This window comes from Novosphingobium sp. PC22D (assembly GCF_002556635.1).
Taxonomy (GTDB): domain Bacteria; phylum Pseudomonadota; class Alphaproteobacteria; order Sphingomonadales; family Sphingomonadaceae; genus Novosphingobium.
Genome location: NZ_MWMO01000005.1, coordinates 239,747 through 258,428, shown reverse-complemented (window position 1 = coordinate 258,428; position 18,682 = coordinate 239,747). Strand labels below are relative to the sequence as shown.

Below are 18,682 nucleotides of genomic sequence, written 5' to 3'. Positions count from 1 at the left end.
CATGACCACAATCAAACTGCCCGCGCGTTGCGACCGGGCCGCCGCAGAGGCGCTGTTTCCCGAGTTCGTGGCGGCGATGGGCTCCGGCGCGACCGAAGTCGACGGGAGCGCCGTGACGCAGATCGGCCAGTCGGTTCTGCAATTGCTCGTGAGCGCACGGCGCAGCGGTAACGGCGCGACGATCACGCGCTCCGATGCGCTGACCAAGGCCGCCGAAATGACCGGCCTGACCGGCGAACTCTTCGATGGGGACAAGGCATGACACCCGAGGAAATCCAGCAGATCTTCTTCGTCGAGTGCGAGGAATCGCTCGCGGCTGCGGAGGCCGGTCTTGCCGCCTGCCAGACAGGCACGCAGGATGGCGACACGATCAACGGCGTGTTCCGCGCAGTCCATTCGATCAAGGGCGGCGCGGGCGCCTTCGGCTACACCGCGCTCCAGGCCTATACCCACACGTTCGAGACCTTGCTGTCCGACGTGCGTGAAGGCACGGTGGACCTCGGCGATGCCCTCATCGGCCTGCTGCTGCGCGCGCTCGATACGCTCAGCGATCATGTCGAGGCCGCGCGCGAGGGCGGCGATGCGCCCGCCGATGCGGCGCTGATCGCGGAAATGGAAGCGGCCCAGGCCGGCGGAAGCGGCGCCGTGCCCGCCACCGCAGAGCCCGAGCCGGCCGTGACCGCGGCGCCGTCCGAACCGGCCGGTCAGAGCGACGGCGAAGGCGGGGACGATCTCGACCTCGACCTCGATTCTCTGCTCGACGACATCAGCGGCGGATTCTCTGCTCCCCAAGCCGAGGCCGAGGCGGAAGCCGAAAAGCCGTGGCAAGTCCACGTGCGCCCGCACGCCGGCGCCATGCGCAACGGCAGCGAGCCGCTGCTGATGCTGCGCGATCTCGCCGACCTCGGCGGGACTTGCGTGCGCTGCGACGTCGGCGCCGTGCCCGCGCTCGACGGTTTCGATCCCGGCCAGGGCTATCTCGGCTGGACCTTCGCCATGCCCGCGAGCGTCGAGGCCGACACGGTGCGCGACATCTTCGATTTCGTCGGCAAGGACTGCACGATCGCGATCGGCGAGGACGAGGGCATTCCGCCGGTCGAGATCGAACCGGCCGCCGCTCCCGCACCCGCGCCGGCGCCGGTCGCCAAGCCCGGCGTCGAAGCCGCGCAGAAGCCGGCCGAACCCGCCGCGCAGAAGCCCGCTGAACCCGCGGCCCCGGCCGCGGCCGCCGCGCCCAATGCCCCGCCGGCGGCGGTCGCCGCTGGCCAGTCGATCCGCATCGACCTGTTCAAGCTCGATCGGCTGATCGATCTCGTCGGCGAGCTGGTGATCGCGCAGGCCATGCTCGTCCAGCGGCTCGACGGTGCCGGGATCACCGCCACAGAGGAACTCGGCCTGCTCGAGAACCTGACCCGCGACATCCAGGAAAGCGCGATGTCGATCCGCGCGCAGCCGATCAGCAGCGTGTTCAGCCGCGTGCCGCGGATTCTGCGCGATCTCGCCTCGACCACGGGCAAGCACGTCAAGCTCGAGGTCATCGGCGAATCGACCGAACTCGACAAGACCGTGATCGAGCGCCTCGGCGAACCGCTCACCCACCTCATCCGCAACGCGGTCGACCACGGCATCGAAAGCGCCGAGGATCGCATCGCGGCGGGCAAGAACCCCGAAGGGACGCTGACGCTCTCGGCCGAGCACCGCTCGGGCCGCATTCTGATCTCGATCGCCGACGACGGCGCGGGCATCAATCGCGAACGCGTGCTCGCCAAGGCAATTGAGAAGGGCATCGTATCCGCCGAGAACCAGCTCACCGCCGAGGAGATCGACAACCTCATCTTCGCGCCGGGATTCTCGACCGCGCAGACCATCTCGAGCGTTTCGGGCCGGGGTGTCGGCATGGACGTGGTCCGCCAGAACGTGAAGGACCTGGGCGGTCGCATCACCATCGACAGCACGCCGGGCGAGGGCACGACCTTCATTCTGACCCTGCCGCTGACGCTGGCCATTTCCGACGGCATGATCGTCAACGTCGGCGAACAGACGCTCGTCGTTCCGCTCGCGCACGTGCTTGAAAGCCTGCGGCCCGCCGAGGGCGACGTGAAGGGGCTGGGGTCCAGCCGCCACATGCTCAACGTACGCGGCAAGTTCATTCCGGTGCTCTCGCTGCGCGAGGCGCTCGGGTCGCCGAGCGGCGCCACGTCGCCCGAGGAGGGCGTGCTCATCGTCGTCGACACCGAGGCGGCGGGCCAGGCCGCGCTGCTCGTCGACGACATTCAGGATCAGCGCCAGTTCGTCATCAAGAGCCTCTCGACCAACTACCGTTCGGTCGATGGCGTCGCCGGCGCGACGATCCTGGGCGACGGCCGCGTCGCCCTGATCGTCGATGTCGACGGGCTCGTCGCCTGCGCGCTGCCCGCGCACGAGAGGCAAGCCGCGTGACCCAGGGTGTCGCCTTGAAGGACGCGGTCCCCGGCGTGAGCCCGGAGATCTACAGTCCGGCCGACTTCTCCGCCGTGGCCGAGATCGTCTATTCGCGCGTCGGCATCGTCCTGCCCGAGGGCAAGGCGTTGCTGGTCTACTCGCGCCTCGCGCCGCTGGTCCGCCAGACCGGTGCGGTGACGTTCGCCAACTATGTCGAGCGCATGCGCAGCGACGACGAGGAGCTCAACCGGGCGCTGGCCGCTCTCACCACCAATCACACCTTCTTCTACCGCGAAGCGCACCATTTCGAGCACTTCGAAAGCCAGGTGCGGCCGTCGCTCGTGGGCCAGCTCAACCGGCGCCAGCCGGTGCGGATCTGGTCGGCGGGCTGCTCGAGCGGCGAGGAAGTCTATTCGCTGATCATGACCATGCTCGGGCCCGACCGCATGGCCGGGCAATCGCTGGCGCGCGCCGACCTGCGGTTTCTCGCCAGCGACATCGCGCCCCACGCGATCGCAAAGGCGGAAGGCGCGATCTACGCGACGAAGGACCTCAAGCCGGTGCCCGGCGACTTGCGGCAGGCCTGGACCGCGGAGACCGGCGATCAGACCACGATCAGCCAGACCGCGCGCTCGGTGGTCCGCTTTCGCAGCCTCAACCTCCTGGGCGACTGGCCGATGGCGGGCAAGTTCGACGTGATCTTCTGCCGCAACGTGATGATCTACTTCGACGTGCCCACCAAGGAACGGCTCGTCGCCCGCTTCTGCGAGGCGCTCAAGCCCGAGGGACATCTCTACATCGGTCATTCGGAACGCGTCACGGGGCCGGCGTCCGAACACTTCCAGCTTGTCGGCCCCACTACTTATCGCCGGAGACTGCCATGACCATTCGCGTTCTCATCGTCGACGATTCGCCGACCATGCGCGCCATCCTGATGTCGCGTTTCTGCGACGAGCCCGACATTTCGGTGATCGGCACCGCGTCCAATGCGCAGGAAGCGCGCGAGCTGATCAAGCGCTTCGATCCCGACGTCGTCACGCTCGACATCGAAATGCCGGGAATGAACGGGCTCGATTTCCTCGAGAAGATCATGACCCTGCGGCCGACGCCGGTGATCATCGTGTCCGGCCACACCCAGGAAGGCAACGAGATGACGGCCCGCGCGCTCGCGCTGGGCGCGGTCGACTGCTATTCGAAATACGACCGGTCGGGCAAGATCAACATGTACGACAACGGCCGCCTCGCGGAGCTCATCCGCCAGGCCGCGCAGGTCAAGTTCAACAACCACTGGACGACGACTCCCAACCTCGTCGAGCAGAGCCGCCGCAAGATCAACGCGGATACGCAGCTTATCGCGATCGGCTCGTCGACCGGCGGGGTCGAGGCGCTGCAGATCCTGCTCAAGGAATTCCCCGCCGACTGCCCGCCGACGGTGATCGTCCAGCACGTCAATCCGCGTTTCGCGCCCGCGATCGCCAAAACGCTCGACCTGGTCAGCCCGGCGACCGTGCAGCTCGCGACGGCGGATCTGCCGCTCAGGTCGGGCAATGTCTACCTCGCGCCCGGCGGCGATCAGCACCTGATGGTCGGCGGAGCCGGCGCGCCTTACGCGAAGCTGCGCAAGGGCGATCCGGTCTCGGGCCACATTCCCAGCGTCGACGTGCTGTTCCGTTCGGTCGCAGACGTGGTCGGCTCCCATGCGGTGGGCATTCTGCTCACCGGCATGGGCGCCGACGGCGCGGAGGGCCTGCTGACGATGTCGAAGGCCGGCGCGCACACGATCGCCCAGGACGAGAGCACCAGCACCGTGTTCGGGATGCCGCGCGCGGCGATCTCGCTCGGCGCGGCGCAAGTCGTCGCTCCCATCAACCGCATTGCCCGCCATGCCCTTACGAAAGCCGCCTGAGCCATGCCGCCATCCAATCCCATGGGCGTGAACATGACTCGACTGACGGTGCTGCAAGGCCAGTTCCGGGTCAGCGCCGGGCCGCGTGTCGAGCTCAGCACCGTGCTCGGCAGTTGCGTCGCCACCTGCCTGTTCGATCCCGACGCCGAGGTCGGCGGGATGAATCACTTCCTGCTGCCCGAGCCGCCCGCCAGCCATGCCCGCGATGAAGTGGACGTCCACTACGGAGTCTATCTCATGGAAATGCTGATCAACGAGATGCTCGCCAACGGCGCACGCAAGGAGCGCCTGCGCGCACATCTCTACGGCGGCGCCAACATCCGTTCGGGGATGGCCCAGATCGGCACCTCGAACGCCAATTTCGCGCGCGGCTTCCTTGACCGCGAGCGTATCGAACTGGTCCGCGAGGACCTGGGCGGCGTCAGTGCGCGCCGCGTGGATTTCCGTCCGGCATCGGGCATGGTGCGCTGCCGCACAGTGGCAAGCACCGAAGCTCCCGACATTAAACCCCAGCCCCAGACCCGGACCGCGCAGCATCGCGGCGAAGTCGAACTGTTCTGACGAAAAGCGAGGCTTTCATGACCACGACTACGCGTATTCTCACGGTGGACGACAGCGCCAGCATGCGCGCCCTGCTCAACCACGCCCTGACCACCAACGGCTTCGAAGTGGCCCAGGCCGACGACGGCGTCGCCGCGCTCGAATGGCTTGCCGTCAACGAGGTGGATGTTGTCATCACCGACATCAACATGCCGCGTCTCGACGGCTTCGGCCTGATCGAGCAGGTCCGGGGCGGCACACGCCATCGCGACCGCCCGATCCTCGTGCTGACGACCGAAAGCTCGGACGAGAAGAAGGACCGCGCGCGCCGGGCGGGCGCCACGGGCTGGATTGTCAAGCCGTTCGATACCGAAAAGCTGGTCGCGGCCGTCCGCCGCGTCTCGCACTGATTTTTTTAGGAAAGGTCGTGGACATGCATCGCGAACTCATCACCTTCGAAGTTTCGGGCCAGATCTTCGCGCTCGACATCATGGCCATCCGCGAGATTCGCGCCTGGTCGCCGGTCACGCCGATGCCGCGCGTGCCCCACTACGTCGCGGGCGTGGTCAACCTGCGCGGCACCGTGCTGCCGGTGATCGACCTCGCCGCGCGGCTGGGCTGGACGCCGACCGAGGCGACGCCGCGGCACGCGATCATCGTGTGCCAGGTCGACGGACAGGCCCATGGCCTGATCGTCGATTCGGTCAGCGACATCGTCACCATGGCGCGCGAAGCTATGCAGACCCCGCCGACCGCCGGCCAGGACGAGGTCATCCCGTTCCTCGAAGGCCTCGCGGCGATCGACGAGACCATGGTCATGATCCTCGACCTGGCGGCGCTCAGCGCCTCGGGGGAAGGCGCGATGGCCGCCTGACGTTATGAGGACCCAAGCCAAATACGATGCCATGGCGGGCGTCCTTTCCGAGATCGGGCTCGAGGTGGAAGCGCTTGGCGAAGTGCTCTGCCGCGATCCCGCCTTCGCCGCCCGCCACGTGCGCGAGCTTCAGGCGATCGATCTGATTGCCCAGAAGCAGCGGGCGCTCGCGGCGATCCTCGTTTCGGGTATGTGCGAGCAGGAGATGGGCAAGATCACCATCGATTCGCTGCGCAGCCGTTTCTGCGGCTTCCTCGATGAGGGCACCGATGCCTGCCCGGTGGAAGACGTCGATCCCGGTGACGCGGGCTATCTGAGCTTCTGGGGCGACTGAAGCCTTTGCCACCCGGCGGCGCGCGCGCTAGGCCCGCGTCATGACCGACAAGCCCGAGGATGCCCGCCGCCACGCGCCGGCTACCGAGCGCAACCGCGAGCCGATCGCGGCGGTGCTGCGCGAGGTGCTGCCCGCGAGCGGACTGGTGCTCGAGATCGCGAGCGGCACCGGCGAGCACGCGCTGCATTTCGCGCGCGCATTTCCCGGGCTCGAATGGCAGCCGAGCGATCCTTCGCCCGACGCGCTCGCCTCGATCGCGGCCTGGCGGGAGGATGCCGCGCTGGGCAACCTGCTCGGCCCGCTCGAACTCGATGCCGCCGCGCCGCCATGGCCGGTGCCGCGCGCCGACGCCGTGGTCTGCATCAACATGATCCACATCAGCCCCTGGGAGGCGACGCTCGGCCTGATGCGCGGCGCTGGAGCGGTTCTGCCGCAGGGCGGGCCGCTGGCGCTCTATGGCCCCTATCGCCGCGGCGATCGCCTGCTCGAACCGAGCAACGCGGCTTTCGACGAGGACCTCAGGCGCCGCGATCCGCGCTGGGGCCTGCGCGAGGTCGATGCCGTCGTCGAGTCCGCGCGGACGCAGGGCCTCGCCTTCGATCGACTGGTCGACATGCCCGCGAACAACTGCATGCTGCTGTTCACGAAGCGCTGAAAGCGCGGCGCACGAGCCGGGGCATGACCAGCGCCTGACCCCCCGCGCGGGCGAGGAAGAACGCGGTGAAGGCGAGCCACAGCCCGTCGTTGCCGAGCCCGGTGTCGAGGAACAGCAGCGCGAGATAGACCGCGATCGCGGCGGCCATCGTCGCGAGCATCGCGCGGGTCCATCCCGCGCCCACGAAGACGCCGTCGAGCACGAACGAGGCAAAGCCCGCCAGCGGCAGCATCGCGACCCAGGGCATGTAGCGCGCGGCGGCGCGCTGGACGTCGGCATCGGTGCTGAAGCTCGCCGCGAACCGCGCGCCGACCATCCAATAGCTCAGCGCCAGCGCCGCGCCGAGCACCGCGCCCCAGGTCAGTGTCGTGCGCACCATCGCGAGGAAGCGGCGGCGGTCGCGCGCGCCGATCGCTTCGCCGCACAGCACCTGGCTGGCGTTCTCGAACCCGTCGAGGATCAGGGTCGAGAGCATGAAGATCTGGAACAGGATGCCGTTCGCGGCGAGGATCACCGGGCCTTGCTGCGCGCCGCTGCGCGCGAAGATCATCATCGCGCCGGTCAGCAGCAGCGTGCGCGCGAACAGGTCGCGGTTCATGGCGAACAGCGCCTTGAGCGGCGTGGCGTGCCAGGTCGCGCGCTGCATGAAGGCCGCGCCCGCCTCGCGCGCTTCGGGCCGGCGCAGGACGATCGCGGCGAGCAGCGCGAGCTTGAGGCCTTCGGACATCACCGTCGCTCCGGCGACGCCCTTCACCCCCCAGTCGAGCGCGAGCACGAGGAGCAGGTCGAGCGCGATGTGAACCGCGTTCGCCGCGATTTCGACCACGAGCACCGCGCGCACTTGTCGCCGACCGATCAGCCAGCCGACGAGGACGCAGTTCGCCAGCCACAAGGGCGCGCCCCAGTAGCGGATCGCGACATAGTCCCAAGCCTGCGTGCGCACCGCGCCTTCGGCCCGGAGCACGTCGAGCCCGAAGGGCAGGGCGAGCGGCATCGCGATCAGCAAGAGGGTGGCGATGGCGAGGCTCGCGCCGAAGGCGCGCGCCAGGGTCTCGGCCTGCTCGCCGGGCTCGGCGCGCCCCGCCGCCTGCGCGGTCAGCGCGACGGTGCCGGTGCGCAGGAAGTTGAAGACGTTGAGCAGGCCGAGCATGAATTTCGCGCCGAGTTCGACCGCGCCCTGTGCGCTGGGATCGCCGATGCGCCCGATCGCCCACATGTCGGCGAGTCCGAACAGTGCGGTCGCGACATTGGTGAGAATGGCGGGCAGCGCGATCGACCAGACCAGCCGGGTCGCGCGCTCCTGCCTTGCGTCATGTGCAAGTCCGGTCACGATTTTCGCGGTTGCAGCGCAATGCCGCACAGTCAATCCAGTTCGCGTAATGAGAAAACTGGCGCAGCGAGTCGAGGAGCTTCTCGGCCAACCTGTTCGCTCGGTAGAGGGCCTTGGCGGCGGAGACATCTCCGAAGTTTTCGCGATTCTGCTGGAGCGGGGCGATCGTGTGGTCGCCAAACTCGGCCCCCTGGTCGATGTCGAAGCCGAAATGCTGCGGGCGATCGCCGCGGCAGGCACACCGGCGCCCCCGGTTGTCGCCTGCGCCGACGGGCTGATGGTCATGGGCCATTGCCGCGGCCGCAGCGGAATCGGCGTGGCCTGGGATTCGCTGGCGGAGATCCTCACGCGGCAGTGGTCGCACCAGACCTCCGGCGACTATGGCTGGGATGCCGATTATGCGTTCGGCTCGGTCACGCTGCCCAATTCCCCGAGCGAAAGCTGGACGCGCTTCTGGGGCGGGAACCGGCTGGGCTGTCATCTGCCGCATCTGCCGGATAATCTCGCGGGCCGCATCGAGGCGCTGATCGCGCGGCTCGGCGATCACCTGCCCGACCGGCCCGGCCCCGATTTCCTCCATGGCGACTTGTGGGGCGGCAACGTGCTGAGCGAGGGCAGCGAGATCACCGCGCTGATCGATCCGGCCTGCTGCCGGGGCCACCGCGAGGTCGATGTCGCCATGCTCACGCTGTTCGATCGCCCGCCCGAGCGTTTCTTCCACGCGCTCGAGCTCGAGCAAGGCTGGGAAGGGCGCTTGCCGATCTATCGCCTCTTCCCGCTGCTGGTGCATTACCGCCTGTTCGGAGAAGGCTATCGCCCGGGCATCGAGGCGGAACTGGCACAAGTGGGCTGCTAGCGCCCGGCGGCCAGGCGCGCGCCCCGCGGTTATGGCTCCGAAAGGCGAGCCCCGTGGCGAGCCGATATGCTGCAGGGCGGCGGGGGCGGGGCGATGGTCGCCTTCTGCGCCTTGCTCCATTGCGCCCCGCGTCAAGTTTGCGTGGCCCCCTGGCGGATTTGCGCTGCCTGGGGCCGATGCTAGTCTTGCTCCATTGGGAGAAGGCTATTGAGCCAGCAAGAATACCAGATCGTCCAGAGCCCTGCCGGCTTCGCGCCGCGCGGGCCATCGGTGCTGTACGATCCCGCCCTGCCGATCCTGCATTTCCCCGGCGGCGTGGCGGCAGTCACGCGGCGCAACCAGCGTTTGCGGCGCGCGCAGATTCTCGCGACGATCCGCCGCCTGCTGGTCGAGAACGGGTTCGAGGCCGTGACCGTGCGCCGCATCGCCGAGGCTTCGGGCCATGCGGTGCAGACGATCTACAACCTGGTCGGCCCGCGTGACGAGGCGATCGTGCAGGCCATCAGCGAGTACACGCGCTACGTAGGCCGCACCGCCAGTCCGCGCGCGGACGACAGCCACGCGGTGATCGAGATCATCGACCGCTGGCTGCAGTCGGTCGAGGCCTCGCCGGAGTTCTGCAGGCAGGTCAGCCAGATCTTCTTCTCGCGCTCGCGCGCGATCTTCTACGACTTCCGCGACCGCGAGCTGAAGGGCATGCACAAGCTGCTCCAGCAGCAGCAGCGCTCGGGCGCGATCCGCCCGGAGATCAACGTGCGCGACCTTGCCGAGCAACTCGTCCTGCTCGCCAGCGGGCTGTGCGTCGAGTGGTCGGACCGGCCGTTCCCGCTTGAGCAGCTCCGTCGCCGGCTCTACTCGGGCTATTCGCATTTGCTCGCATCGGCGCTGACGCCCAATTCGCAGATCCGCGAGGTTCTGCACCGCCACGAAGCCAACGTCTGAGCGTCAGCCGAGCTTGGCCGCGATCATCTCGCCGAGTTCGTGGAGCCGCAGCTTGCCGGTCGCGGTGCGCGGGATCGCCGCTTCCTCCACAAAGACGATCCGGCGCGGGATCTTGTAGCTCGAAATCTCGTCCTTGAGCGCCGCGCGCAGCCCGGCCTCGTCAGGCTCGGCGCCCGCGGCCGGCACGACCGCCGCCGCGACCATCTCGCCGTATTCCGCGTGGGGCAATCCGGTCACCACCGCCATGGCCACGCCGGGCAGCCGCGCCAGCGCCGCCTCGACTTCCAGCCGCGAGACGTTGGCGGCGCGGGTCTTGATCATGTCGTTGCGGCGCGCGACGAAGGTGAGGTAGTCGTCCTCGTCGATCCTGCACAAGTCGCCGGTCGGGTAGAAACCGTCCGGGGTGAAGACGTCGCAGGGGCGCTTCTTGTAGAAGCCGCTCATCAGCCCGCCGCCGCGCAGGTGCAGCTCGCCGACCTCGTTCGCGCCGAGCACCGTGCCGGTGTCGGGATCGACGATCCGCCGCTCGAACCGGTTGACCGGCGGACCCGAGGCGCCGGGTTTGTCCTCGGGCAGGCGCACGTTGATCGGCACGCCGCTGTGCGGAGCGAAGGTCTCGCTCATGCCGAGCAGGTTCGAGGACAACTGCGGCGGGATCAGGTCGCCGGCCTCGTCGCGGAACGGGCCAAGCCCCATGATCGCATCGACGTCGATGCCCTTGGCCGCGGCCGCTTCACGAAGGCGGGCGAGCCCGTCGCCCCAGCCGTTGACACGGTTGACGTCCAGCGTCTCGATTGCCGCGAGCAGGTCGGCGTGATCGGGCGAGGCGGGATAGACCAGCGTCGCGCCCTTGCTCATTACCTGCATCAGCATCGCCATGCCGCCCAGCCAGAAGGCAGGCAGCATCGGCATCATCCGGTCGTCCGGTTTCAGCACGAACAGCTTCGCCAGTTCGCGCGGATGCCGCGCGAGCGTCCATTGCGAGTGGACCACCGCCTTGGGCATCGAGGTGCTGCCCGAGGTGTAGACGATCACCGCGTCGTCGGCAGGAGTGACCTCGGCCTCGATCGCGGCGAGGATAGCCGGGCCGGGCGCGCCCGGTGCCTCGCCGAGCGCAAGCAGGTCTTCGCGCGGCGCTGCCCAGCTCAGGCCCTCGACATCGTCCATCCAGACATCGCGCAGGAACGGCGCTCCTTCGAGCCGGATCGCGCCGGGGGCCTGCCCGGCAAGCTCGGGAAAGGCGGTCTGGAGCTTTTCGCCGTAGTCGTGACTGAGAAAGCGGCGTGCGGCGAGCAGGTACTGCACGTCGCTGTTGCGCAGGATGTGCGCCAGCTCGCGCGGCGTGCACAAGGTGCTGACCACGGTGATCAGCGCGCCCATCCGTAGCGCCGCGAGGAAGGCCGTCACCCAGAAGATTCCGTCGGGCGCGAGCAGCGCGATCCGCGCGCCCTTGCCCGCGCCCGCCGCCAGCAGCGCGCGCGCCATTTCGGACGTGCGCGCGTCGAGTTCGGCGTAGGTGATCGTCTCGCCCACCATCGCCACGGCATCGCGTTCGGCGCGCGCGGCGAAGTGGCCGGCGAGCAGCGCCGGGACGGTGGAGGGCGGTTCGGTCTCGCTCATGCCTCGCTTGATGGCCCGGATGGGCGGGCATGGCCACCGCGATTGGCTGGAACGATGCAGGCCATCGTTCCAGCCAAATCCGGCCGCGGGGCCGATGCGCGGGAGTCGGTGTCTGGATGCCGCCCCGGGTTCGTGCCACCTCACCGGCGAGAGTCAAACGGGAGAGAACGGAAATGAGCGGACAGGGCAGCGGCAAGGTCGCACTGGTGACGGGCGCGGGCTCGGGCATCGGCAGGGCGACCTCGCGGCTCTTCGCGCAGGCGGGCTATGCGGTCGTGCTGGTGGACTTCAACGCCGAGAGCGCGCGCGAGACCGAGGCCATGATCCGCGAGGCGGGCGGCGAGGCGACGCCTGCGGCCTGCGACGTCGCCGATGCCGCGCAAGTCGAGGCCGCCGTGGCAAGCGCGGTCTCGACCTACGGCCGGCTCGACGCTGCCTTCAACGCGGCGGGAACCGATGGCGAGCCGGGTAAGCTCACCGCCGAATGCTCGGTTGACAACTGGAACCGGATCATGGCGATCAACCTCACCGGCCTGTGGCACTGCATGCGCTTCGAGATCGCGGCGATGCTGAAGGGCGGCGGCGGCGCGATCGTCAATTGCAGCTCGACCGCCGGTCTGCGCGGCGCCGCCTATTGCGCGGCCTACACCGCCTCGAAGCATGGCGTCACGGGTCTGACCAAGGCCTCGGCGCTCGAATACGGCAAGCAGGGCATTCGCATCAACGCGGTGTGCCCGGGAATGATCGACACGCCGATGACCCAGGCCGAGGGGATGAAGGCGGCGATCGAGCAACTGGTCGCGGGCAGCCCGCTCGGCCGCATCGGCCAGCCCGAGGAAATCGGCCAGGCGGTGCTGTGGCTGTGCGGCGAAGGCGCCAGCTACGTTCACGGACAGGCGATCGGCGTCGACGGCGCCTGGACCGCGCAATAGGCACGGGAGAGACCAGATGAGCGATACCCTGATCGGCAGTCCCTCGGCGTCGGACGCGGGCATGATCGTCGATCGCCAGGCGCAGCCGACCGACGCGGTGCTGCCGGTTGGCTGCGAACTGGTCTCGGCCGACAACCACATCGAGCTGACCGAGGACATCTTCTACGAGGCTTTCCCCGAGCCGATGAAGGCGCAGGCGCCGCGCGTCTGGTTCGACAAGTACTGGCGCGTGGGCTTTCCCGACGCGATGCAGGCCTATCCCACCGGGGTCGACGTCGACCGGGCGCTGGAGCGCTCGAACCTCAACGAGGGCTTTCGGCTCGAGGTGCGCAACACCCACCTCGATGCCGAGGGGATCGCGCAGGAGATCGTCTATCCCAACTCGCTGATGGGCTTCATCCGCTATCCCGACCAGGACCTGCAGGAGCTGATGTACCGCACCTACAACGCGCACATGGCGGAGCTGGGACGGCGCAGTCCGGGCCGCTTCCATGGCGTGGGCATCTGCTCGAACTGGTGGGACCCGGCGCGCGCCGAAACCGCGGTGCGCCAGATCGTCGACCTCGGGCTGAAGAGCTTCATGCTGCCCTACAGCCCCGGCAAGGACCGCGATGGCAATCCGATCGACTGGTCCGACCCGCAGATGGACGCGCTGTGGGGCGCGGCCGAGGAGGCCGGATTGCCGGTCAACTTTCACATCGGCGAGGTGCCCGCCTCGGGCGGGCGCGGCGGGTTCGGCACCTTCTTCATCGTCCAGGCCGATCCGTTTCGCCGCACCTTCGGCCAGCTCATCTTCGGCGGTGTGCTCGACCGCTTTCCCGGCTTGCGCTTCGCCTTCGCCGAGGGCGGGATCAACTGGGTGGCGGGCGCCTTGCAGGATTGCGAGGTGACCTACGGCGCGCACCGCGAGCTGTTCTCGTGGGAGATGAAGCACCGCCCCACCTGGTACTGGCGGCAGCACATGTACGCCACCTTCCAGACCGATGCGGTCGGGCTCAAGCTGATCGACGAGATCGGCGCCGACCGGGTGATGTGGGCGCAGGATTATCCGCATTCCGAAGGCACCTTCGGCTACACTGCCCATGCCGTGAGCGAAGTGCTCGACGCGGTGGGCGAGGCCGACGCGAAGCTGATCCTCGGGGAGACCGCGCGCAGCCTCTACCGGCTCGACTGAGCGCGCCGCCCCAGATCCGAAATGGAGATTCACGCCATGACCGACACGCTCGAACTCGCAGGCGGCGAAACGCGGCTCGATCCGCTGATCCGCAACGATCCCTTTCCCTTCTACCGCGCGCTTCGCGAGCGCGATCCGGTCTACTACGACCCCGGCCTCGATCTCTATCTGATCACGCGCTACGCCGATTGCGTGCGGGTGCTGACGGACGACGAGACCTTCTCGCTCGAGCACGGCTATCAGGACCGCTACGCCAACGGCCATCTCGAGGAATTCGCCGCCATCATGGAGCGAGAGGGCGGCGGCTTCATCCGCGATCTCGCGCTCGATCCGCCCGCGCACACGCGGTTGCGCCGCCTCACCGAGAAGGCCTTCACCGCGCATCGGGTGAAGGACCTCGAACCGCGCATCCGCCAGATCGTCGTCGATCTGATCGAAGGTGTCGCCGACCGGGGCCGGGCCGACGGGATGAAGGACATCGCCGGGCCCATGACCGCGCACATCATCTGCGAGCAGCTCGGCTTCGACTATTCGCAGATCGGGGCCGAAAGGATCGCGATCTGGACCAAGGCGGTGCTCGACCAGATCGGCCGGATGCAGACGCGCGAGGACATGCTCGAGAACGCCAGATGGATGTGCGACCTGCAGAACACGATCATCGGCGAGATCGAGGCGCGCGAAAAGGAACCGCGCGAGGACATGACCACCGACATCGTCGAGGCGAGTCTCGCCGATGCCGAAAATCCGCGCCTCTCGCGCACCGAGCAGATCGCGACGATCCGCGCCTTCCTGATCGCGGGGAACGACACGACCGCCGCGGCGATCACCAACGTCCTGCTCGTGCTCGCGACGCAGGAGGGTCTCGCCGAACGGCTGCTGCCCGATGTCGACAACGACCGCCTCATGGCGCGCTTCGTCGAGGAGGTGCTGCGGCTCGAGCCGCCCGTCCACGGCCTGTTCCGCACCGCGATGAAGGACGTCGAGATCGGCGGCACGCTGATCCCGGCGATGTCGCAGGTCTGCGTGATGTACGCCTCGGCCAACGACGACGAGGCCAAGTTCCCCAATCCGCGCGGCCTCGATTTCGAGCGCGGCAACCTCGGGGCGAACCTCACGTTCGGCTCGGGCATCCACAAGTGCGTCGGGATCGCGCTCGCGCGCATGGAGATCAAGGTCGCCGCGCAGGAGTTCGTCCGGCGGCTGGCGGATATCCGGCTTGCGGTGGACCCTTCCGAACTCACCTATCTGCCGACGCTGGCGACGCACACGATCGAGAGCCTGCCGCTAACGTTCCGCCGGCGGGGATAGCGCGCGGGGCGAGGGACCGGGTGCCGCGCGGGGCGGTCTGACGTGCTTCCGCGTTGCTTCAGTCTCACCCCGCAATTCCCCATTCCCGCCAAAGCCGGGATGAGGAGAGAAGGGGGCCGAGCCGCGCTCGCTTACCGTGCCCCGAGATCGCCCTTGCCGATGGTGCCGCTCGCCATTTCGAGCATCTTGTCGAGGCTCTTCTTCGCCGCGAGGCGCAGCGGCTCTTCGATCTCGATCCGGGGCTCGAGGTCGCGCAATGCGAGGTAGAGCTTTTCCATCGTGTTGAGCGCCATGTAGGGGCAGATGTTGCAGTTGCAGTTGCCGTCCGCGCCGGGCGCGCCGATGAAGGTCTTGCTCGGCAGCGCGGTTTCCATCTGGTGGATGATGTGCGGCTCGGTGGCGACGATCAGCGTGTCGCCTTCCATGGTCTTGGCGTATTGCAGGATGCCGCTGGTCGAGCCGACGTAATCGGCGTGGTCCACAATGTGCGGCGGGCATTCGGGGTGCGCCGCGATAGGCGCGCCGGGATGCTGCGCCTTGAGCTTGAGCAGCTCGGTCTCGCTGAAGGCCTCGTGGACGATGCACACCCCCGGCCAGAGCAGCATGTCGCGTCCGAACTTGCGGTTGAGATAGCCGCCCAAGTGCCGGTCGGGCCCGAAGATGATCGGCTGGCTGTCCGGGATCTGCTGGAGGATCGTTTCGGCGCTCGAACTGGTGACGATCACGTCGGAGAGCGCCTTAACCTCGGTCGAGCAGTTGATGTAGGTCAGCGCAATGTGGTCGGGATGCGCCTCGCGGAAGGCCTTAAACTTCTCGGGCGGGCACGAATCCTCGAGGCTGCAGCCCGCTTCCATGTCCGGCAGCACGACGATCTTGTCGGGGCTGAGGATCTTGGCGGTATCGGCCATGAACTTCACGCCGCAAAACGCGATGACCTCGGCGTCGGTCTCCGCCGCCTTGCGGCTGAGCTCGAGGCTGTCGCCGACGAAATCGGCGAGATCCTGCAACTCGGGCTTCTGGTAGTAGTGCGCGAGGATCACCGCCTTGCGCTCCTTGCGCAGGCGCTCGATTTCGGCGCGCAAGTCGAGTCCGGACAGGTTTTCAATCGGTTGGGCGGTCATGGATGCTCCGGGCGCGATCGGCCGTCGTTGTGGTTGTCGTCGCGGCCTATCTAGGGACGAGGGGGCGCGAGCCCAAGCGTTTTCGCGCCCCGGTCCCTCCGCCTCAACCTGCCGCGATCGCGGTGGCGAGCGCCTGCCAGGCGGGGATGCGCGCCAGGCTCTCGTAGACGATGTGGCAGGAGGCGACTCCCATGGCCACGGCCAGCGTCGCGGGATGCACCGCGCCAAGGCTGCGTCGGTCCTCGCGCACGATCAGCCAGACCACGCCGAGCTGGATCGCCAGCGACAGCCACTCGCCCCACGGCATGATCAGCGGCATCGGCAGCACGCGGCCGAGCGCGGGTTCGAGCAGCAGCACGCTCGAGCCCACCATCAGCCGCTTGTGCCACGCCGTCTGCTCGCGCAGCACGACCGCGGCCATCACCATGACCGCGAAGGCGATCGCCGAGACATGGACCAGCGCCAGGAAGTAGGCCGGGGTGAAGAACGGCGGGGTGAGTCCGCTGGCGAGCGCGGAAAGGCTGGTGAGGCTCGCGACGATCACGATCGCGGGGACCATGATCACGCTCGCCCAGCCCATCGCCATGTGCAGCGCCAGCGCGCCGCGCCCGGCGAGCAGTGACTGGCTGACGACGAGGCCGAGCCATCCGACCATCAGCATGCCGTGCAGGTGGAAGATCAGCGGCGCGTGGTCATAGTCGACGAAACCGCGCGCGGCGAACTGTGCGAAGCCGAACAGGATGAACAGCGCCATCCCGATATTCATCTTTTGCCAGAACGTCAGCGCGGTCCGGCGTACAGGGGCGATAGACGCCATGGTGAATTCCCTCCTCCAAGGTGATGGGCGCGTCTAGCGCGGGGCCTGGAAGAGGGAGGTGGCAAAACGCACGCGGGCGCTGTGAATTTCGACCGGCGGCCTGAAGCGCCGACCGGGATCGACGAACGATGGTCGCGCGGCGCGCCGTCAGTGCTGGACGCTCACCATCGGCTGGATGACGCCGGGCGTGAGGCAGGCCAGCGCGCGAGCCTCGGAGAGGTCGTGTGAAGCCAAGCGTCGCGCCGTATCGGAGAGACGACGCGCGCTCAGGCGCCCTTTTCGGCTGCGGGGCTCGGCTCGCCCTCGAAGCGCGGAAGCACCGTCACGTCGCCGAAGCCGGCGACTTGCAGCGGGATCGCGAGATTCTGGCGCACCGCGTCCTTGGCGGCGGAGCGGGCGACGGCGACGAGCGCGGGCGCGCTCGCCTGCTTGACCGCCTCGCCCTGGGCCTTGCGCGTGGTCTCGCGGTTCATCTTGTCCTGCGCCTCCCGGCTGATCCACAGGCCTTCGCGCAGGTACTTCGCCTGGGCTTCGTCGAGATTGGGCTTGCCGACCTTGAGCGGGGGCAGCAGCACTTCGAGCGTCTTGTCCTCGGGATTCCAGTTCATTCGGCTGCGATCCATCGCCGACAAGTCCAGCGTGTAGTCGACCCGCGCCGGGATCACTGCGGCCTGCCGCGATTCGACCAGCCCCATGAACCGGCTGTCCTCGGCGGTGACCAGCGGCGCGAGCTGCGCGCTGAATACGGTGAGCTTGTTCTGCTTCTCGAAGGCCAGCAGCCCGGTCGCGCTGGGATCGCCGCGCTCCTGCGGCCAATAGGCGGCGTAGGCGAGCCAGCCCGCCACCGCGAGGACGAGCACGAACAGCAGCCAGGGCACGCCCTGCGTGCGCGCCAGCGCGTGCTGCTTCGGGGCCTTTTGCGGCGGGGTCTCGTCCGTCATCTCGCTATCCTCCACTCATGGTCCGAACGCGCAACTTCGCCGCGCTGTTCCAGATCGATGAGGTGCGCGAGCACCGAACGGCCCGCGGCGGGCCAGAGCCGCTCGTCGACGCCCTTGTACATATGCGGGACCATCTCGGTGATCAGCCGGCGTCCCTCGCCGATCTGCCGCAGGATCTGGCGTTCGCGCTGCTTCCTGTGGCCGATCATTCCGCGCACGAGCTGGCGCGGCTTTTCGACCGCCGGGCCGTGGGCCGGGAAATAGATGCGATCCTCTTCGCGCTCGTAGAGCTTGGTGAGGCTCGCCATATAGGCGGCCATGTCGCCGTCGGGCGGGGAGACGACGCTGGTCGACCAGCCCATGACGTGATCGCCGGTGAACAGCGCCCCGCTTTCCGGAAGCGCGAAGCAGACGTGGTTCGAGGTGTGCCCCGGCGTCTCCACGCCGACGAGCGTCCAGCCGTCGCCCGTGATCGCCTCGCCGTCGCCCAGCACGCGGTCGGGGCGGTAGCCCGGATCGAACGCCGCGTCGGCGCGCGGACCGTCGTCCTCGAGCGTGAGCGGGGCGCAGCCGATCACCGGCGCGCCGGTGATCCCGGCGAGCGGCGCGGCGGCGGGCGAATGGTCGCGGTGGGTGTGGGTGCAGCAGATCGCCGCGACCCTGGCATCGCCGATCGCGCCCACGAGCGCGTTGAGATGCTCGGCATCGTCGGGGCCGGGATCGATCACCGCGACGCTCTCGCCGTCACCGACGATGTAGCTTTGCGTGCCGGTATAAGTGAAGGGCGAGGGATTGCGGGCGAGCACGCGGCGCACGAGCGGGGCTACCGGATCGGCGAGGGTATAAGGGCGGTCTTCGGATTGGGCGGCCATGTCGGCGATATGGGGGCTGGAGGAAGGCAAGGCCACCCC

Annotated in this window: 20 protein-coding genes; 14 read left to right on the top strand and 6 right to left on the bottom strand. The window is 68.3% G+C overall.

Annotated features, from left to right (window positions below; all coding sequences use genetic code 11):
• Nucleotide 1: 1 nt before the first annotated feature.
• The 9 genes from B2G71_RS10860 to B2G71_RS10820 are packed head-to-tail and all read left to right on the top strand — an operon-like array spanning nt 2 to nt 6,730.
• Nucleotides 2-262, top strand: a complete 261-nt coding sequence (locus tag B2G71_RS10860) for an STAS domain-containing protein (protein WP_098105773.1) — start codon at nt 2-4, stop codon at nt 260-262.
• The gene (locus B2G71_RS10855) at nt 259-2,439 is read left to right on the top strand and encodes a chemotaxis protein CheA (RefSeq protein ID WP_098105772.1); all 2,181 of its coding nucleotides are present in this window, start codon (nt 259-261) and stop codon (nt 2,437-2,439) included. Before B2G71_RS10860 ends, B2G71_RS10855 begins: the two co-directional genes overlap by 4 nt.
• Nucleotides 2,436-3,305 carry a protein-glutamate O-methyltransferase CheR gene (locus B2G71_RS10850; RefSeq protein ID WP_098105771.1) on the top strand — a complete coding sequence of 290 codons (870 nt, stop codon included), beginning with the start codon at nt 2,436-2,438 and terminating at the stop codon, nt 3,303-3,305. Before B2G71_RS10855 ends, B2G71_RS10850 begins: the two co-directional genes overlap by 4 nt.
• Nucleotides 3,302-4,327: a chemotaxis response regulator protein-glutamate methylesterase gene (locus B2G71_RS10845; protein WP_098105770.1), complete on the top strand. Its 1,026-nt coding sequence runs from the start codon at nt 3,302-3,304 to the stop codon at nt 4,325-4,327. Before B2G71_RS10850 ends, B2G71_RS10845 begins: the two co-directional genes overlap by 4 nt.
• A gap of 33 nt (nt 4,328-4,360) precedes the next feature.
• Complete coding sequence (locus B2G71_RS10840; protein WP_206049372.1) at nt 4,361-4,888, top strand: chemotaxis protein CheD; 528 nt, start codon at nt 4,361-4,363, stop codon at nt 4,886-4,888.
• Between the two features lie 17 nt (nt 4,889-4,905).
• Nucleotides 4,906-5,277, top strand: a complete 372-nt coding sequence (locus B2G71_RS10835) for a response regulator (RefSeq protein WP_098105769.1) — start codon at nt 4,906-4,908, stop codon at nt 5,275-5,277.
• A gap of 23 nt (nt 5,278-5,300) precedes the next feature.
• Nucleotides 5,301-5,741: a chemotaxis protein CheW gene (locus B2G71_RS10830; protein WP_098105768.1), complete on the top strand. Its 441-nt coding sequence runs from the start codon at nt 5,301-5,303 to the stop codon at nt 5,739-5,741.
• Between the two features lie 4 nt (nt 5,742-5,745).
• Nucleotides 5,746-6,075 (top strand): hypothetical protein, encoded by a 330-nt coding sequence (locus B2G71_RS10825; RefSeq protein WP_206049371.1) that lies wholly within the window; start codon nt 5,746-5,748, stop codon nt 6,073-6,075.
• A gap of 40 nt (nt 6,076-6,115) precedes the next feature.
• Nucleotides 6,116-6,730 (top strand): DUF938 domain-containing protein, encoded by a 615-nt coding sequence (locus B2G71_RS10820; protein WP_098105767.1) that lies wholly within the window; start codon nt 6,116-6,118, stop codon nt 6,728-6,730.
• On the opposite strand, the gene B2G71_RS10815 is transcribed toward B2G71_RS10820, so the two are convergent.
• Nucleotides 6,717-8,060 carry an MATE family efflux transporter gene (locus B2G71_RS10815; protein ID WP_240530106.1) on the bottom strand — a complete coding sequence of 448 codons (1,344 nt, stop codon included), beginning with the start codon at nt 8,058-8,060 and terminating at the stop codon, nt 6,717-6,719. The two genes, B2G71_RS10820 and B2G71_RS10815, sit on opposite strands and share 14 nt — an antisense overlap.
• Nucleotides 8,061-8,109: 49 nt before the next feature.
• On the opposite strand from B2G71_RS10815, the gene B2G71_RS10810 reads away from it, so the two are divergent.
• Both B2G71_RS10810 and B2G71_RS10805 read left to right on the top strand, forming a co-directional pair.
• A complete protein-coding gene (locus tag B2G71_RS10810) occupies nt 8,110-8,916 on the top strand; it encodes a fructosamine kinase family protein (RefSeq protein ID WP_098105830.1) in 807 nt (268 codons plus the stop codon).
• Between the two features lie 207 nt (nt 8,917-9,123).
• Nucleotides 9,124-9,858, top strand: coding sequence for a TetR/AcrR family transcriptional regulator (locus tag B2G71_RS10805; RefSeq protein ID WP_168176335.1), 735 nt, complete (start codon nt 9,124-9,126; stop codon nt 9,856-9,858).
• A gap of 3 nt (nt 9,859-9,861) precedes the next feature.
• Here the strand turns inward: B2G71_RS10805 and B2G71_RS10800 are convergent, their stop codons facing one another.
• Nucleotides 9,862-11,478, bottom strand: coding sequence for a class I adenylate-forming enzyme family protein (locus B2G71_RS10800; RefSeq protein WP_168176334.1), 1,617 nt, complete (start codon nt 11,476-11,478; stop codon nt 9,862-9,864).
• 173 nt (nt 11,479-11,651) lie between these two features.
• Here B2G71_RS10800 and B2G71_RS10795 point away from each other — a divergent pair, with 173 nt between their 5' ends.
• The 3 genes from B2G71_RS10795 to B2G71_RS10785 are packed head-to-tail and all read left to right on the top strand — an operon-like array spanning nt 11,652 to nt 14,892.
• Nucleotides 11,652-12,410, top strand: a complete 759-nt coding sequence (locus tag B2G71_RS10795) for an SDR family oxidoreductase (RefSeq protein ID WP_098105764.1) — start codon at nt 11,652-11,654, stop codon at nt 12,408-12,410.
• A gap of 16 nt (nt 12,411-12,426) precedes the next feature.
• Complete coding sequence (locus B2G71_RS10790) at nt 12,427-13,584, top strand: amidohydrolase family protein (protein ID WP_098105763.1); 1,158 nt, start codon at nt 12,427-12,429, stop codon at nt 13,582-13,584.
• Between the two features lie 36 nt (nt 13,585-13,620).
• The gene (locus B2G71_RS10785; protein ID WP_098105828.1) at nt 13,621-14,892 is read left to right on the top strand and encodes a cytochrome P450; all 1,272 of its coding nucleotides are present in this window, start codon (nt 13,621-13,623) and stop codon (nt 14,890-14,892) included.
• A gap of 131 nt (nt 14,893-15,023) precedes the next feature.
• Here B2G71_RS10785 and nadA read toward each other — a convergent pair whose 3' ends face one another.
• From nadA to B2G71_RS10765, 4 genes are all read right to left on the bottom strand, one after another.
• A complete protein-coding gene (nadA, locus tag B2G71_RS10780; RefSeq protein WP_098105762.1) occupies nt 15,024-16,013 on the bottom strand; it encodes a quinolinate synthase NadA in 990 nt (329 codons plus the stop codon).
• 103 nt (nt 16,014-16,116) lie between these two features.
• Complete coding sequence (locus B2G71_RS10775; RefSeq protein ID WP_098105761.1) at nt 16,117-16,830, bottom strand: hypothetical protein; 714 nt, start codon at nt 16,828-16,830, stop codon at nt 16,117-16,119.
• 266 nt (nt 16,831-17,096) lie between these two features.
• On the bottom strand, nt 17,097-17,771 hold the full coding sequence (locus B2G71_RS10770; RefSeq protein WP_098105760.1) for a DUF4230 domain-containing protein: 675 nt from the start codon (nt 17,769-17,771) through the stop codon (nt 17,097-17,099).
• Nucleotides 17,768-18,643, bottom strand: a complete 876-nt coding sequence (locus tag B2G71_RS10765) for an MBL fold metallo-hydrolase (protein ID WP_098105759.1) — start codon at nt 18,641-18,643, stop codon at nt 17,768-17,770. Before B2G71_RS10765 ends, B2G71_RS10770 begins: the two co-directional genes overlap by 4 nt.
• Between the last annotated feature and the right edge of the window lie 39 nt (nt 18,644-18,682).